We start from the raw sequence: 15,925 nt of genomic DNA on the forward strand, positions 1-15,925 counted from the left end.
ATAGTGTGTATCAGCCTGCAGAGTGCAGGCTGTATGGCACAACATGCGGCATGGTGACGCCTCAAGGCTGTCCTTCTGTCCCATGTTGTACAGCCGTGTCCCGCCGACGGCGTGGCCTGATAGAAGCCTGGGGACAAACTGCCGACTGCAAAAGCCGCACCCCCTCCATCGAAGCGCTGTTCATGCAGGGCTTTCTGGCAGAGAAGGAAGGCCATCATAGATGTCGATTACGAAAATGTGCCCGAAGGGGAGCTCTGGGCTGGAGGCGACACGCATGCAGATACAAACTGGCTCTCCGTCGTCGACATCCGCGGCAGAAAGCTGTGCTTGGAGCAGCTGCCTGCAACAGCGAAAGGCCTCAGACAGGATCTTTGCCACAAGCATCCCGATGTCGGCAGGCGTGGGGTGCAGCGGATCGTACGGCGCAGGAATGGCTAGGGAGCTCGCCGGAAGGGGCATCCCCGCTACGAGATCGTCACGCTCGGGCTGCAAACGTATCTGCAGCAAGGGCGATGCCGCAGATGCACTCAGGGCTGCGCTGCAGGCGCTCTATGTGGTACACGAGAGCTTCGTGAGGTCATACATCTCCTTTGCAGGGTTGGGCACAGCCAGCATCATGTACAGGTACGCTTCGTCTGAGGTGTCCGTCGACTGCAGCGACGTGGCAATCGCAAAGGGGGAAACCCAAAGCGCATGCGCTCGAAGGCGGCCTTCACAGCACTGTGCGACGCATCACCCCTCAAGGCATCGAGGGGAGCGAGCGCCACAGGCTCTACCACGGAAGGAACAGGTGCGCGAACAGGATGCTGCACGTGATTGCCATCCACAGGTGGAAGATCGATCCGAGAACCATCGTATATGCACAAAAGAAGGCGCAAAGAAAGGCTCTGCGACAGGGAGATACGCCGCTGCCTGAAGCGCTACATAGAGCGCAAGGCATAACCGCCCCCTCACACACCCGCTCGATCTTAAAGGAGGCAGGCATGGCAGGAGAGGCTTGGTAAACAGGCCGACGCAGAAGGCAGCTGCAGGGGCCCTCGGCGTGATTGTCTCCACTCTCTGCGGTCTCGAGCTCGGGCACCACTAGCCACAACAATCCGGATTGCTAGGGAAACGATGATTAATGCCCCATAACGTGTCAGAGGGGACCGACCACACGACTTTTCTAGGCCGGAATGCGGGAAAGGCAGAAAAGGTTGCTCATCCAGCATGTACAGGAGCCGCCATCCTTACATCCGTCCTGCCCCATGCACCGCAATAAGGCTCCAAGACAGATCAAGCGACTCTGGAAGCTGGGAGGTGCAGCCTGCTGGCAAAAGATGCACATGGATAAGGTTTGCAAGGACGAGGCAGACTCGAGTGTACAGGAGGTCTTCTCTATCCCCTAGTAGCGCTTCCTTAAGGGGCCGAAGCGCCGCTTCACGATAAGGAAGGGATGCTCTACCTTTGAGCGAACGCATGCCTTCCTGGACTCGATGTCCTTCTCGGACAAGAGCGCACAGGCAAGACCCTCTGTAGTCGAAGGCTTCCTTGCGACACTTTAGCGCATAGATGAGAGGTGTGGGTCTGCTGTGACCTTAAGGGCGCTTCGCTATACCTATATAGCCTAAAGTCTGCGCAGCAGAACCTGTCATACTCCCTTACGAGTGCGTGTGCCACAGGATATGTCAGATACATTCTAAGCGGTCGTCTCCACGGCATGCACAAGGCCGCTGCCAGCGTCTACGCCAATATGCGCCTTGTATCCGATACGCCAGTTCTTCCCTTTCTTGGACTGGTGCGCTTTAAGGGTCGCGTGCGTGGTCCTTGTTCTTCGTGGAGCTCGGAGCCTCGATGAAGGTCGCGTCCACAATAGAGCCACCCCGCGCCGTGATCCCTGCCTTTTCGAGTTCTGAATTCAGGTCGTGAAGCACAAGCTTTGCCGAGTCCCTGCCGCTTTAAGGCTATGGCGGAATTTCGCAAGTGTCGTAGCATCTGGCACCTGCTCAGACATGAGGTCTACGTGCACAGAAGCGCTGCCAGGAGTGGGAATACAGGATAGCATCCTTAGGTTCTCTCGTCTTAAGAGAGCAAACATAACCTAAAGCAGGATACATCCTAAAGCTTTGTCTTTGCGCCGCGCACATGCCTGCCACGCGCCTGAGAATGGTAGCTGGGTTCTACCAGTGCAATCCAGCTATCCCATGGCACGATTGCATCCATCCGCTCCAGGAATGCCTCTCGCTGGGTCTTCTTCCTCTGACCCTGGAATTTAAGGTCCCCAAAGCTCATCTGGCTGCCCATATCTTCCTTTTGGATATGCTGGAATACGTTGCTGTAATTATAACATATCCGCAGGCAGATAGGCATTTATGTGGGTATGGGCACTGTGTGGTTCGAGACATTTTAAGCCGGCGGCATACAGCGTGTGGCTCCAGCGACCTCATCGAGGCGAATTAATCATCGTTTCCCTAGGTATGCTGCCCGGCCTGGGGACGACCTCCAGGCCCGTGTTCATCTTCGAGAAGAGCTCGAGCCGCTTCTTCTTGCAGTTGAGCGCCTCCCATTTCCCGAAGCGCCTGCATGCCTTGACCATCCTGGCATCGAGCAGGATGTCGCCGACAGACATCCCCAGCCCCGATGCCTGAGCGGCGTCAGAGACCTCCCGCATGATGAGGGCGCTCACGAGCAGGATGAACGCCAGTCCCTGCTCGCGGCAGTAGTCCTGCTGGCCGAGGGCAACCGCCCCCTGGCCGTTCTTGAAGTAGTCGAAGAGAGTCTCGATGGACCAGCGCCTCTTGTAGAGCGCCCATATGTCCTGGGCAGAGTGTTTGGCCCCGAGGCTCGTCTGCAGCAGCGTCACGCCCATGTAGGGAAGCATCGCATCGAGCTTCTCCTGCGTGTATCCGGACGTGCCCATCTCCATGTGCCTGAGGTAGCTCTCCTGGATCTGCGCCTGCTGTAAGAGGTCGCAAAAGTGCAGAGCGCGCCTGCCAAAAGAGCTCCCTCACGGAGACGCCGTCTGCGGCTCCTCCCTTATACATGCGCGACAGCAACGGCATGCCGCTGCGCACGTCGTAGGCCATAAGCATGCTGGCCTGCGGCTCCCCGAGCTTTTAGAGCCTGTATCCCTTCTCGGTAAGCGAGTTGGCGCAGGAGCGCGAGCCTATCACGTGGCCGTCTGTGGCCACCTCGCCCGAGCATGAGTCGACGAGGTCCTGCTCCCGAGGACCTAGCCTGAAGAGCGCATCGTATCCCATCTTCAGCCTGGGCATCCTTAAGCGAGAGCACGCTCATCTCGTAGAGCCTCGCGAGCGCCCCCATGCGCTGAAAGCCCTCGACGAAGTGGATGAGGGCGCAGGCATATATCCTGTCGGCGTCCGCACGCGCGAAATGCTTCCTGAGCAGAGCGAGTGTGCCCTTCGAGCAGTCCATCGCGACCGCATACTGGCCGAACTCGACGCAGGCAAGCTCGCTGTTTGCGACCTTAGTCCCCGCATTGCTGAGGTAGCCCTCCGCCTCGGTGATCCTGCCGATGCAGCGGCCCATCTTTGTCCTGCGCCTTCCGCCCTCTCGCACGCTCCTGTACTCGCAGACACAGTAGTGGCTCGATATCGCCTTGACCATGGTGCCCTTCGGCTTCATCGCGCGGATCTTTGCTGGCACGGAATACCTTCCCATGGAGCCTTACACCATGCCTATACCACAGCGGCGGAAAGGCGGGAAATCAAGACAGAAAGAGGGAGGAATGCCTGATAGATGGGGCATTCCTCCCTCGATGCGGCTGGGCATGCTGTATTCGGTTACCTAAGAAGCCGAATTGTTGTGACTAGAGCGGACCGGGGCAGGATACTTCGACCGCTACCTGCTGCATGGTCTCATGGAGCAGAACTACCGAAGCTATAACCGCTTCCATATCTGGGACTATGTCCAGGACCTGAAGCGGCAGGGGCTCATACGCGAAGCCGGCTTCTCGTTCCATGGGAAGCCTGAGCTCTTCGAAGAGATCCTGCACAACCATCCCGAGATGGATTTCGTGCAGCTCCAGATCAACTATGCAGACTGGGAGAATCCGCACATCGTCTCGCGCGCGAACTACGAGGTGGCACGTGCCCACCACATCCCCATCATCATTATGGAGCCAGTGAAGGGCGGCGCGCTTGCAAAGCCGCCACGCGCTGTGCGCGAGCTCTTCGACAGAGTGGCACCCGGCGCCTCCTATGCCTCATGGGCGCTGCGCTTTGCTGTGTCGCTTCCGGGTGTGCTCACGATGCTCTCCGGTATGTCCGATGTGCAGCAGATGCAAGACAACCTTTCATTCATGAAAGATATGAAACCGCTCGACGCAAAAGAGCGTGCTGCCATCGCACAGGCACAGGAGCTCATGGGACGCTCATCCGGCATACCGTGCACGGCATACCACTACTGCACCTCCGGCTGCCCGAAGCAGATTCCCATCCCTGAGATCTTTGCAACGGAGAACCTGCGCCTCAGAGAGAGGAAGATCCAGGAGTCCCGCGAAGCACTTGCAGAGATTGCAGGATGTGGCAGCTTTGCAGATGCCTGCATCCGCTGCGGCCAGTGCGAACATGCCTGCCCGCAGCATATCCCTATCATCTCGGAGCTTACGGATATCGCAGGGGACAGGACTGTGGACTGACCTCACAGGACAAAACCTATTCTAACAGTTTAGAAGTGTGGTGTGTCTAGCAAGGCTCTGACGTGCGGTAAGTCGCGTCCTCCATCATCAGATGGCGCACCATCCTTTCCAATCTCGGCCATTTGTCGTACGACTGGTTGACACCGAACAGGTACACCTACCTGTTCAGGTAGCTCTGCAGTCTCTTCAGGTCCATGCCGCTGAAGTGCCACAGGTAGCGTTTGAGCTAAAAGCAGAGCTTGTTCACGAGAGCCATGCACTCGAGGTATTGCGGGTCACTGACGTGTGCCCTGTAGGCCTCGTGCACACCTTTGACCGCCTCGACCGGGGACCTGTACGACTTTCTCCATGTCCCCGACCACAGTTGACCCCCTTGGCGATGTGAGAGCGCAGGCTATCCCTGATACGCGGGAAGGCTTGCCGTACCCGACGGCGAGCGCGTGCTTGCAGGCGTCGATGGCCACGGCGATGCACAGCTTTTGCTTGGACAGGCCGCGCTTGCGGGCCTGCCCGTAGCCGTCCACGGTCGCGAACACGCGCTGGCGCCACTCGTAGGCAATCTTGTGGTTCAGCCCGCAGATCTTCGCGATGCCCCTTAAAGGCACGTTGTAGCACATCAGCTCAATGAAGAAGACTAAGGTGGGCAGGTCCTTCTTCGAGTCGTCGAATATGGTCCTCAAGAAGGCGGCGTAGCGCTTCGTGCAGCTTGGGCATCTGAAGCACTAGTGCCCGGCGGTACTCTTCCCGTCATCCAGGACTTTTCGCCGCACGAGGGGCACAACGGCGCGGGCCTGTGGCGTGTTGCAGCCTCCTCGAAGATCTCAAGCCCGATCTTCTCCTTTGTATCCTCGCACCGCCCAGGCGCCCATCCAGTCGGGACGTCGCCAAACTTAGGGCCAGATGGACGCCCGGGCAAATCTAAGTTGGCGGGACAATCATACCAATTCACGCCGGCCCCTATGTTCCTATCACCACACTTCTAAACTGTCAGAAAACCTATTTGACAGCAGATATATCTGCCAGTATGATAAACAATGTATTGCTTGTGTATAACAAATATTATACTATTAATGGCTAGAGGTGATAAGTTGTGGCAGCAAAGACAGCAAATGTAGTCGCAAGAGTTGAGCCCGATATCAAGTCTGAGGCAGAGGGCATTCTGGATGAACTTGGCGTACCTGCATCTGTGCTCATCAATATGCTCTATCGGCAGATTATTATTCGGCGCAGGATACCATTCGATGTTTCCCTCCCTGCGCGCCCGCTCTCTCGAGACGAGATGTCAAAAGAACAGTTCGATGCAATGATGGATACAGGGCTGCGTCAGGCAAAAGAAGGTGACTCCGAGGATCTCCATTCGGCGCTTAACGATGTCAGGAAGGAGCTGACATCGTAGATGTAGCTCATTTCGAAATAGAGATGACGTGGCAGGCGAAAAGTCAGCTTGCAGAAATAGCTCATTACATTGCATTGGAGCTTGGTAGCCCGAATGCTGCTGTGCATCTTGTTGATATGGTCTAAGATGCTGCCTCTTCGCTCAACACGTTTCCGAATCGCTTTCCATTAATTGAGGAAGAGCCTTGGCGAAACAATGGGATTCGCAAGAAATGGCTGAGTACCTCCAGCATAGTTAGGCTCCCTGAACTGTAAGCGGCTTAAGGCAAGATCGAAGGCATCTTCGGCGGGACCGTCGCGGTGGCTGCGATGCCAAAGAGCAAGACATGGATGAGGCACATCTCGTGCAGCAGCTCCATGCAGCCATCCCCTGCATCCCTGTGGCTGTATCTTTAGCTGAGTGAGTCCGCAAGGAGTGCATGTGGGCCTTGGAAAGGCCATGGAAGGCACCCTCAACGTAGGCCTTGAAGGTGGATATCACCCTGTGGACCATGGGAAGGGATGCATCCCCGTCCGCTCTGTCGTACTTTCTTTAGACGAGCCCGCAAAACGAAGAGAGGCCGGCAAGCTTTGCCGCTCCAGCCCTCCGCCCTTATCTTCGATGTATGGCAGAGCTGGTCATGCCCCACCTGGCGCCAGCAATCTTTCGAGCACCCCTTCTGCGCAGCGCAGAAGGCAGGCGCCCTGCCTGCCGCTGTTAAGCATCGGCTGCTGCTTTGTGCCGCGTCCGCTTTTGCCTGGTGCCTTGGCGCCGATATAGAAGTCGTCCACCTCGTGTGTGTCAGCTGCAAGGACACTGAACGCACTGCGATCTGACCCAGGCGAGTATATCCTTAAAAGGACCCACCCTGCCGTCTTTAAGCTGCAGCCTATCTGCCTTCTGCAGGGCGCAGGCGCTGATCCTTGCCTTCTGGGCGGACATGAGCCATATCGCCTACGAACCACTTCCTGAGCTCGAGATGCGTGCCCTCCATCAATAGTCCCTGCGCTCACGCTCACCTGGTGTAAGCACTTCGTGCACTGCCACTTGTGCGCGCGGCCTCAGACCTTCGAGCAGGACGTATTGGCGCACACCGGGCAGACAAAGCCGCCGGAGACCTTCTCCTCGAGCAGCCTCCCCTCGCACGACTCCTCGTCTGAGAACCTCTCCAAAAGGCCCATCAATGTCTCTTTGCTCTCGCATTCGAGCCTACTCAGAGCGCCTGCATGCCCCTTTACCATCTCTTTCTTTGCCCTCTCGGATGCATCAACCTTGTATCCTCATTGTACGGTTTGGAGGCGACAGGAACTCCTGTGGTTATGCTGGAGGTCCTCAGTCATTAGCTCTATACCAACCTTGGGGATACAATCAATTGCGCGTGGTGAAACCATATGATTCTGTGTTCGGTAGAAAGGTCTGCGTCCAATTGGGCACATTTTAAAAGGTTAGACATACCAATCAGGTAGAATCTATATAACGCAGCAACAGATAAGGACTACTTGTTATGGCAAAACATTTCTCAGAGCAGGATAATAAAATCCAGGAAGAGGCTAGCGAAGGCCTCTCGACCGCAGCCTACTTTTGGTACCTCGTACTCTATTGCATCCCGGTTGTGGGCCTGATCTTCTCGATCATCTTCTCAGTCTCCAAGAAAAACGAGGCGCGCCGGCACTTCTCACGCGCCGTATTGATCTTAAAGATCATCTGTGACGTCGTTATCTGCCTTTTGGTTGTATTCGACGTCATCGCTATCCCCGCCGGGGTATCCTCAATGTTGGCTCTGGGCTAGTTGAGCTCAATCACTCATATTCACACAAAGGGATATACCATCATGAGAATCCATTCACGGGCTGCTTTCATCATCTGGAAGCTCATCATAATCATCGCGGGCGTAATCGCACTGCTCGCTCAATCGAATATCCTGCGGGGATCAGTCTCACCGCTGATGTTCCACTACTTCGCCCCACTGCTCTGCATCGCGATCATTATCGACTCGCTGATTGAGCTGATCTATACCGCACAGGGCGGTCATGAGAGACGCTTAGCGCTTCCGGGACTCAAGCACAGCCTGATGATCTGCAGCGTGTTGGTAGTCTATTTTTCCGCAGCAATCCTCAATCTCAGTATCAATACCTACTCCGGTTTTGAGAACGTGCCGTTCCTGATCTTCCACTACCTTATGCCTATTCTGGTTGTGGTCGACTGGCTCCTTTTTGATCCCAAGGGCACAGCTCATATGTGGGCACCATTCCTGTATCCGCTTCCGGCAGCCATCTACCTCGTTGTAGTCGAACTCGCAGTCAATGTATTCAGCACCAACACTGCTGGCATCTTCTTGCTGAGTGGCGCAGGAACATTCCCCTACCCGCTCTTTGATATCACGCTTTCCGGCTTAAGCTCGGTCATTCTCCTCGCCGTCTTGTGCTACATCCTGATGGTCGCTTTCGGCTTCGTGATAGCAGCACTCGATAACCTGATGAAACCGCGCAAAGCCGCTGTCTATGGCACGAGCAGAAGAGCTTCGCACGCCCACCAGAGTTAACCGCAAGAACAAAATGAAGTAGGAAGGCAGTCCTTACACATCTAATTGCAAGCAGGGCACCGCACGTAAGTGCAGTGCCCTGCTTGCCTCTTGTTTGTTCAAAACCCCTCAGAACATCAAGGGCATGCCCTGCCCCTGCTCAAACGGCATATCCTTATCCAGCGCATCGGACACTTCATTGATATCAGATCTGAGCCACTGAGCCTCCGTCGGTGACTTTGCCGCAGAGAGCGCACGGGCACAGGCGAGGTTCGCTGCCAGTTTCCTAACATCTTCCGGATAGCTGAGGAACCTCCGATAGCAGGACAGCGTCGTCAAAATGTCCGGGGTACACAGCGCGGGATCACTCTGCGCTTCCTCTTCCAGTCCCCGGATACCACAGAGGTCGACGCGACCAAAGAACAGCAGGTCAAGATAGGTGTAACCCTCTTTGAGGTGCACATTGGAGAGTTTGATGTAGGCGATCACCTTACCCAAGCTCTGGCTGCCGCTCTTCACGTTGAGATAGCCGATCACGGCACGGGTGAGGAGCTGCGCGGCAATTAGCTCATGCTCATCCTTCTGACGCCAGCTCTGATAGCTGCAGAGCCGCTGCGCGAGCAGCTCAGCACCTTCCCGCGTCTTTGAGGCTTCGCTCCAGCGGGAGCCTGCCACTGCCTGGTCGACCCCCGCAATAAGCTTGGCATCCGGCGTGAAGATATTGGTCAACTCTTCCTGGGATTCCAGCGCCTGCGCGACGCTGGAAGCTTCCTGGGCTGCCTCCTTCTGTGCCTCGACAGCCTCCTTGGCGAGCTCTCCGTTGGTATCGGCAGTGAGTTTGAAGCTTCCTTCCTCATCTGTATCCAAGGTAACGCGGTTGGCATCCTTCTTGTTCTGGAGCATCACCAGTGCCTGTGCGATAAAGCGGTTGGAGAGTTGGTCGATCCTCCTGGCGCCTAAGCCGCTCCTCTTTGCCTCATGGGCGATCACCCGGGCTGCCGCATCGGTGATTACAAACTCACGGCCCACCCCTAGCAGGTTGGTAATGCGGTGCTCCAGAGAGCGCTCAGAGCCTTTGACAATACGATGCAGTGAGTCGACCGAGAGCGAAGGCACACTCACCACGGCACCGAAACGTCCTACCAACTCAGGCATAAAGCCCCAGGAGATAATATCCTGTAAGTTGACTTGTCGATAGAGTTCATTGAGATCCATCAGGTCCGGGTGCGTCTTCAAATTCGAAACCGTTACATGGTGGGAGATAAGCCGCTTATGAACGAGTTTCTCAATCCCGGAGAAGGCTCCCGCAAACACATTCAGGATCAGTGAGGTGTTGAGCGTCATCTCCTGCTGGCCGGGCTCTGAGGGCTCGAGCATCATCTCCTCCCCATCGAGCAACTTGAGAAGGTTGCCCTGGGCGTCAAAACCACGCTGATTGCCTTCAGTGGAACGGACCAACTTATCTGCCTCATCCCAGAAAGCAATAACCGGCTGCCCCGGATGCTGGTCCAAGGTATGTCCCACCCGTCTGAGCTCTGAGGAGACCGAATCCCCCGCCCAGCCGGCGCCGGTGATACCGGTGCAATCGATGTTGACTAACGTGATCCCCATCACTCGGGCGACGACTTTCATAATGAACGACTTGCCAGAGGCGGTGGAGCCTACCAACATGAAAGAGCAGGCACGGGGTAAGTCAAGTTCATCGGTCCCCGCGGCACGCATCCTCATCCGCTGCAGACACACGTACAGCAGGTCGACGACCTGCTCGACCACTGCATTCTGCCCCACAATCGTATGTTCGCATTCTTTAACGACTTCATCTCGAGGCCGCTCCAATATTTTCTTAAGCTCTGATAAACCATTCGTATCTTTTGTCGATGCATCACTCATGCTATCGCCTACCTCAAACTGTGCTATAGCTTCTCTACCCATTATGGTAAAGCCTATTGGAAAGGGAGACAAAGGCATATCGAAACCAAGCACCTACAGATGCTCAACGCCTGGTCAAGTGGCGAAGCGTTGCATTGAGTCGGAATCTTCAACAACCCGTAGAATGGATAAGTGGCTGCTGAGTACTTGCAGCACAGTTAGGTCTGCCAAACTGCAAGCGGCTTAGGCAACTTCGGCTGCAGTGTGGCTGTCGCGGCGATGCCGGAGAGCGGAACGTGCACAAGGTATATCCCATGCAGGAGCTCTATACATGCATCGTTGTAGCCCCTGTGGCTGTACCTCTAGCTGAAAAAGTTCGCATACGACTGTGTGTGCGCCTTCGGCAGGCTATGGAACGTGCTACAGACATATGCCTTGATATTCGAGATGAGCCTGCAGACCTCAGGGGAAGCGATACACCACCGTCGAAGCTGTCACACTCCTTCTGGGCGAGCCTGCAGAAGGCGGAGAGCCCGACCGATATCCCGCTGCATACATCCGCTCCTATCCTCGACCTGCCAAAAGTCCCCTGAGCAGTCCTTAGCCCAGCGGATTGACGCAGGCACCCTGTCCATCGCAGCGAGCATGGGCTCATCCCCTTGTGCCTTTTGCCCTGGCTTCTATATAGGAGTCGTCCACCTCGAGTGTGTCAGCTAAGAGGACATCGAGTACACTTCAATCTCGCTATGGCACAGCAGCGAGGACGCTGTCCTGTGGCTGTGGCCTATCTGGCGCTTGAGCACGTGCGCTCGTGTTCAGCCTTTTGGTATGCCATGAGGCAGAAGGCCACAAACCACGTCCTGAAGGCAGGTGGGTGTTTTCCATCATCGTGTCTGCAGTGAGGCTAAAGCCGGTGTTAAATATCTCGTGCACTACCATATGTGTGTGCATGCCCGTACACCTTCTGAGCAGCTGGCCCCTTTGCAGGCCGGACAGGCAAAGCTTCAGGGGAACTTCTTTCCCAAAAGCCTTTTTCGTACGACTCCTCTCCTTGATACCTCTCTGTGAGGTTCATGAGCGTTTCTCCCTGCGCTTGCATTCCTTCAGGCTCAAGCCCGCCTGTATGCCCTTTGGCTATGTCTTTCTCTGCTTTGACGGATGCATCACTTTGTATCCATATCGTACAGTGCAGGGGTGATCAGAAGCGTTGGGAGTGTGCTGGAAGTGCTTAGCCATTAGCCCAATTTACATAGCTGTGCTGGCTGCATGACCTGCCAGCTGGTCTTCTTTTGCAAAGAAGTCTTAGTATCTGAGATTTTTTAGCAGCGCATGGCACGCCCCAGCACCCAGGCGAGCTTATCCTCTATTGAGTCTTTGATGTTGCACAAGACGCTGTGCGAACAGACTCTTGAGCGGGTTGCACTCCTAGCTGACTATGTCTTAGGGATCGTCACTGCCCGGCAGCATGCCTTAGTACCGTGCACCTTACTCCTAAGGCCCCAGATGTCGTACACGAGCACGGATTCTTTTGCGCTATGACCTCAAGAGGGTATCCTATGTCTTTTTCCAGCTCGTCTTGTTGCACCCCTCCTTCTGTGACCCTGTGCACGTCTGCGGTAGCACCTATGCAGATCTTTGTTTTTGGAGAACCGACACGCTCGGCAGAATCGAGTGGACAGTGATGTCTCGTCGAGCCACACCCTCTGTGAGAGCATGGTGCCCTCTACTACAAAGGGGTCTGGTGTCACAGGTGCATGCCGCCTTGCTCTTACTGCTTAAGGATCTTCAGCAAAAACAACGCTCATTCTACGACAGGCAGTTGCCTTGAATAGAAGACAGTGCCTAACTGCAGGGGTAAAGATTCTGCCACAGGCAAGACAGAGCTATCTTTGGGCGCCGTCGCGGTTGCACCTGTCACACTTGAAGCGCACAGATCTGCACCATAGGCAGACCTTTGGCGGATACGTATCGAAGTCCCGGGACAGAAAAGGACGGTATCCGGCAGGTGCTAAGCTGCACGTATCCCCTGCTAGCCTCAAGGTGGCAGCCATAAAGCTGTCGGCGTATGTCATGTGGTAGTTCACTATCGCCTCGGTAGGTCGTGTCGGCGGGAAACTACCACAACGTAAGGAACGCAACGCCTCGCCGGGAGAAGATCTTTCAGGTGTGTTTAGCTGTCAGCTATACCTCAATGGGATACCCTACAGTGGGCCTGTCGAGCACAGCTATGCAGATTGGGCTTGATATTGAAAATACTTATTTAATATCGATTACAATAGACATAAGTTATTGTTGATACACACTGAGGAGCGCCTATGGAATTGCGGGTTCTACGCTATTTTCTGGCGGTGGCGCAACAGCACAACTTCACCAAAGCCGCCCAGCAGCTGATGATCACTCAGCCGACCTTGTCCAAGCAGATCTCCGATCTGGAGCGGGAACTCGGAGTCCAGCTCTTTGTGAGGAGCCACCACAACGTAACGCTCACCGACGAGGGTCGCTACCTGCAGGACAAAGCCGCCCAGATCGTCAAACTGGCAGATCAGACGAAGGCTAACATCAGCGCCAACCAAACTGTCTCGGGCGATATCACCTTGGGCGTCGGCGAAGGTATCGGTGTCGAGCGCATGATGAATGTCTTAAATGCCCTTACCCAGGACTATCCGGACATCACGATCCATCTGGTGAACGGCAACGCAAGTGAGATGGAGTGGGCACTCGACAACGGCGTCGTAGATTTTGCAGTGCTGACGGGACAGCGGCCCCTTGAGCCCTATAACTACCTGCAGCTACCAGAGCGTGAGCAGTGGGGCGTGATGATGCACAAAAACGATACGCTCGCGAGCAAAGCCGCGCTTGGCCCGGAGGATTTAGTGTATCGAAAGCTCATGGTCTCTCAGGAAGCCTTGGAGGAGCACCGCTTCAAGGACTGGTGGGGTAACCTTAGCAGCCGTATGCACATCATGGGTACCTTCACGTTGGTCTTCAATGCCCAGATGCTGATCGTAAAAGATCAGTCCTGTGTGATCACCTTTGACCGCCTGATTAACAGCTTCAAGAAAGACGAGCTGACCTTCCGCCCCTTAGTCCCCCACATCACCGAACCGCTCACCCTGATCTGGCAGAAGAACATCGCCCAATCCAAGGCCGGCCAGCTCTTTTTGAGGAGACTGCGCTCGACCTTGCCTGAGGAAGTAACGGATTGACGTGTGACGTGAAGGCTCCAATGATTGTTTCGGTCAACTTCGGCCGGCGCCACGGTAGAGCCTTTATACTGAACACGATGTGACAATTTTTCAGAAAGGGCAAAACTGTATGGCTACCTTTACCGTTGACACGACCAAGTGCCCGGTCATTATCTTTGATTTCGACGGCACCCTCGCCGACACCCCGAAAAGCATCATCGCGGTTGCAACCAAGGTCTTGAAGGACTACGGGATGCCCAAAGAGAAGTTCAAAGATATCCCCGGTTTAATCGGACCGCCGTTCCCGATGGCCTTCTCAACGGTTTTGGGTTACTCAAAGGAAGACGCGAAGATCATCACCGCCCGTTACCGTAAGATCTACGGCAACCTGGGGAAAGAAGCCTGGCCTCCCTATCCCGGTGTGCCTGAGATGCTAAAAGACCTGCACGATGCGGGCAAATGCGTCGCCGCCGCAAGCTCAAAGCGCCAGATGTTTCTCCAGCACTCCCTGGAAGATTGGAATCTCAACCAGTACTTTACGTACATCTTCGGTCAGGATGACACCGCCACCCATCCCAAGACGCAGTCAATCCAGGAGATCATTGCAAAAACGGCCCCTGAACAGGCCATGATGGTCGGAGACCGCAAGTACGATGTACAATCTGCCAATGAAGTCGGCATCCCCACGATCGGGGTCACCTACGGGCATACCGCACCGGAATCCGAGCTCACGGATGCCGGAGCATACAAAATCGCACATACGATCAATGAGCTGCGGGCACTCTTAGGGATCTAGTGGTCAAGTCCAAATTTGTGTGTAAATTAGACTCTTCAGGCACCCCTGTGGGTGAGAAATGCCATTTTCTCCAGTAACTAAGCCACATCAGCGGGTATAGGTTTTCGGTTAGGAAGTGGAACACAGATATCAGAACATACGAGATATACCATATCTATCATGTTTCTGTATATTCCGAAATCCATATGCCTTGTGAACAATCAGCTGATCTTATTGCTGGTTGCCTCAATCCTGGCATTGCTCAGTTTCAGTCGGATCGTATTCAGGATATGATCCTTGTGGTGCTTGATCTTCTCATACAGGTCGTAGAGTGCCGCTATCCTGCTGTGGCTTGTCCACTTGAGCCTGTGTTTAAGGTCGGTTTCTGCCTGTTTGACATTTCCCGATTTTAAAGGAAGCCGCAAAGACTCCTTCATGCAGTACGCCCAATACTGAGCCCTGTCAATATAATGGACAGAGAAATCTCAGATTCTATGCGGTCTGCATCACCTTTGGATCGTATGCAAGGCCTCTCTCGAAACGCTCGAAGAACTCCTGCATCACCTCTGCCGGTACGCGATCTCCTATGGACTTATGCGGGCAGAAGCGGTTGTAGTACGACTCGATTAAACTCGTGTGCCTTGTGCTTGGTCGTTGCTGCATCGAAGAGGCGCTTGTGGTAGTACCCTTCGTTCTTGAGCGTGGCGAAAAAGGATTTGGCGAGCGCATTGTCGTGGCAGCTTCCGGTTCTCCCCACGGAGAGCCTCACGTCGGGTACGGCTGAGCAGGCGGCGAACTTTGAGCTTATGTACTGGCTGCCTGGGCTGCTTAGAATATGGCCCCTCCGGCCACGTATCCGCGCGAATATGCCATCTTCAGGGCAAAGACGACAAGGCCTGCCCTCATGTTGTCCTGTATGCTTCAGCCCACCACCATGTGTGTGCACAGATCGTGTGCGACGGTAAGATATATAAAGCCTGCCGTGGTCCTGCGATAGGTTATATCGCCCACGAGCTTGGCTGTCGGGACAGGGCACGAGAAGTCGCGCCGGGTGAGGGCGGGGCGCTCGGGGGTATCAGGTGCGGGCAGTATCGTTCTCTTGGAGGCATTGGATCAGATGCCGCAGATGCCCAAGCTTAGCCATGCACCTGCGCACGCGGTAGCGGGTCGTGCCTGTAAATTTTGCGTAACTTCGGATCTCCTGTGAGCTTGGTCCATACCTTGCGAAAGCTAAAGCGCCTGTCGCTTTCCTCCCATATCGCGCAGATGGCTTCCTTGATAGGACCCCATAGGTCCTCACCGCCTTTGGCCTTGAGCCATCTGTAGAAGTGAGCCCTGCTCACCTCCAGTACGCGCTCCATCATCGAGACGCTGTAGGTTGCCCTCTTCTCCAGCATGAGCTAAAACCTGTCCTTCGTCAGAGGCTTCCGGCGAAGAAGGCTGCCACTTTTCTTGGGAACTTATTTTCGCTTTCGAGCTCGTGTATGCGCCTGTTGGCCCTGTCGAGCTGCTTGTGCACCTCGGTCCTTTCCTGGGTCACCCTTTTGGTCTTTGAGTGCTT

General features: G+C 55.1%; 18 protein-coding genes and 2 pseudogenes. 8 read left to right on the top strand and 12 right to left on the bottom strand.

Annotated features, from left to right (window positions below):
- The first annotated feature begins 237 nt into the window (after nt 1-237).
- Nucleotides 238-438, top strand: coding sequence for a hypothetical protein (locus tag J4859_RS09965; protein WP_212329518.1), 201 nt, complete (start codon nt 238-240; stop codon nt 436-438).
- Between the two features lie 1,240 nt (nt 439-1,678).
- Here J4859_RS09965 and J4859_RS17740 read toward each other — a convergent pair.
- The 5 genes and pseudogenes from J4859_RS17740 to J4859_RS09980 form a co-directional block, all read right to left on the bottom strand.
- Nucleotides 1,679-1,774 (bottom strand): annotated as a pseudogene (locus tag J4859_RS17740) (transposase); the annotation flags it as partial.
- 10 nt (nt 1,775-1,784) lie between these two features.
- Entirely contained in the window at nt 1,785-1,913 is a 129-nt protein-coding gene (locus tag J4859_RS16980) for a hypothetical protein (RefSeq protein ID WP_256436714.1), read from the bottom strand.
- 184 nt (nt 1,914-2,097) lie between these two features.
- Nucleotides 2,098-2,283, bottom strand: coding sequence for a hypothetical protein (locus tag J4859_RS09970; protein ID WP_212329519.1), 186 nt, complete (start codon nt 2,281-2,283; stop codon nt 2,098-2,100).
- 139 nt (nt 2,284-2,422) lie between these two features.
- Complete coding sequence (locus J4859_RS09975; protein ID WP_212329520.1) at nt 2,423-2,905, bottom strand: hypothetical protein; 483 nt, start codon at nt 2,903-2,905, stop codon at nt 2,423-2,425.
- A gap of 110 nt (nt 2,906-3,015) precedes the next feature.
- On the bottom strand, nt 3,016-3,645 hold the full coding sequence (locus tag J4859_RS09980; RefSeq protein ID WP_212329521.1) for a hypothetical protein: 630 nt from the start codon (nt 3,643-3,645) through the stop codon (nt 3,016-3,018).
- A gap of 175 nt (nt 3,646-3,820) precedes the next feature.
- Here J4859_RS09980 and J4859_RS16985 point away from each other — a divergent pair.
- Nucleotides 3,821-4,342, top strand: a pseudogene (locus J4859_RS16985) (aldo/keto reductase); the annotation flags it as partial.
- A 21-nt stretch (nt 4,343-4,363) separates the two neighbouring features.
- Complete coding sequence (locus J4859_RS16990) at nt 4,364-4,639, top strand: 4Fe-4S dicluster domain-containing protein (RefSeq protein WP_256436875.1); 276 nt, start codon at nt 4,364-4,366, stop codon at nt 4,637-4,639.
- 275 nt (nt 4,640-4,914) lie between these two features.
- On the opposite strand, the gene J4859_RS09990 is transcribed toward J4859_RS16990, so the two are convergent.
- Nucleotides 4,915-5,319 (bottom strand): hypothetical protein, encoded by a 405-nt coding sequence (locus J4859_RS09990; RefSeq protein ID WP_212329523.1) that lies wholly within the window; start codon nt 5,317-5,319, stop codon nt 4,915-4,917.
- A 410-nt stretch (nt 5,320-5,729) separates the two neighbouring features.
- Between J4859_RS09990 and J4859_RS09995 the strand changes: the two genes are divergently transcribed.
- Complete coding sequence (locus J4859_RS09995) at nt 5,730-6,035, top strand: type II toxin-antitoxin system RelB/DinJ family antitoxin (RefSeq protein WP_212329525.1); 306 nt, start codon at nt 5,730-5,732, stop codon at nt 6,033-6,035.
- Between the two features lie 1,040 nt (nt 6,036-7,075).
- Here J4859_RS09995 and J4859_RS10000 read toward each other — a convergent pair.
- Nucleotides 7,076-7,255: a hypothetical protein gene (locus tag J4859_RS10000; protein WP_212329527.1), complete on the bottom strand. Its 180-nt coding sequence runs from the start codon at nt 7,253-7,255 to the stop codon at nt 7,076-7,078.
- 263 nt (nt 7,256-7,518) lie between these two features.
- Here J4859_RS10000 and J4859_RS10005 point away from each other — a divergent pair, with 263 nt between their 5' ends.
- Nucleotides 7,519-7,803 carry a hypothetical protein gene (locus tag J4859_RS10005; RefSeq protein ID WP_212329528.1) on the top strand — a complete coding sequence of 95 codons (285 nt, stop codon included), beginning with the start codon at nt 7,519-7,521 and terminating at the stop codon, nt 7,801-7,803.
- Nucleotides 7,804-7,845: 42 nt separating this feature from the next.
- The gene (locus J4859_RS10010) at nt 7,846-8,556 is read left to right on the top strand and encodes a hypothetical protein (protein ID WP_212329529.1); all 711 of its coding nucleotides are present in this window, start codon (nt 7,846-7,848) and stop codon (nt 8,554-8,556) included.
- 108 nt (nt 8,557-8,664) lie between these two features.
- On the opposite strand, the gene J4859_RS10015 is transcribed toward J4859_RS10010, so the two are convergent.
- The gene (locus J4859_RS10015) at nt 8,665-10,323 is read right to left on the bottom strand and encodes an AAA family ATPase (RefSeq protein ID WP_212329530.1); all 1,659 of its coding nucleotides are present in this window, start codon (nt 10,321-10,323) and stop codon (nt 8,665-8,667) included.
- 2,396 nt (nt 10,324-12,719) lie between these two features.
- Here J4859_RS10015 and J4859_RS16995 point away from each other — a divergent pair.
- A complete protein-coding gene (locus J4859_RS16995) occupies nt 12,720-13,610 on the top strand; it encodes a LysR family transcriptional regulator (RefSeq protein ID WP_212329531.1) in 891 nt (296 codons plus the stop codon).
- Between the two features lie 109 nt (nt 13,611-13,719).
- On the top strand, nt 13,720-14,385 hold the full coding sequence (locus J4859_RS10025; protein ID WP_212329532.1) for an HAD family hydrolase: 666 nt from the start codon (nt 13,720-13,722) through the stop codon (nt 14,383-14,385).
- A 200-nt stretch (nt 14,386-14,585) separates the two neighbouring features.
- Here the strand turns inward: J4859_RS10025 and J4859_RS10030 are convergent, their stop codons facing one another.
- From J4859_RS10030 to J4859_RS17000, 4 genes are all read right to left on the bottom strand, one after another.
- Nucleotides 14,586-14,801: a transposase gene (locus J4859_RS10030; protein ID WP_256436715.1), complete on the bottom strand. Its 216-nt coding sequence runs from the start codon at nt 14,799-14,801 to the stop codon at nt 14,586-14,588.
- A gap of 155 nt (nt 14,802-14,956) precedes the next feature.
- A complete protein-coding gene (locus tag J4859_RS10035; RefSeq protein ID WP_212329536.1) occupies nt 14,957-15,133 on the bottom strand; it encodes a hypothetical protein in 177 nt (58 codons plus the stop codon).
- A 367-nt stretch (nt 15,134-15,500) separates the two neighbouring features.
- Nucleotides 15,501-15,761, bottom strand: coding sequence for a hypothetical protein (locus J4859_RS10040; protein ID WP_212329538.1), 261 nt, complete (start codon nt 15,759-15,761; stop codon nt 15,501-15,503).
- A gap of 20 nt (nt 15,762-15,781) precedes the next feature.
- Nucleotides 15,782-15,904 carry a hypothetical protein gene (locus J4859_RS17000; RefSeq protein ID WP_256436716.1) on the bottom strand — a complete coding sequence of 41 codons (123 nt, stop codon included), beginning with the start codon at nt 15,902-15,904 and terminating at the stop codon, nt 15,782-15,784.
- Nucleotides 15,905-15,925 lie beyond the last annotated feature (21 nt).

Source organism: Atopobium sp. oral taxon 416, from assembly GCF_018128285.1.
In the GTDB taxonomy this organism is placed as follows: domain Bacteria; phylum Actinomycetota; class Coriobacteriia; order Coriobacteriales; family Atopobiaceae; genus Olsenella_L.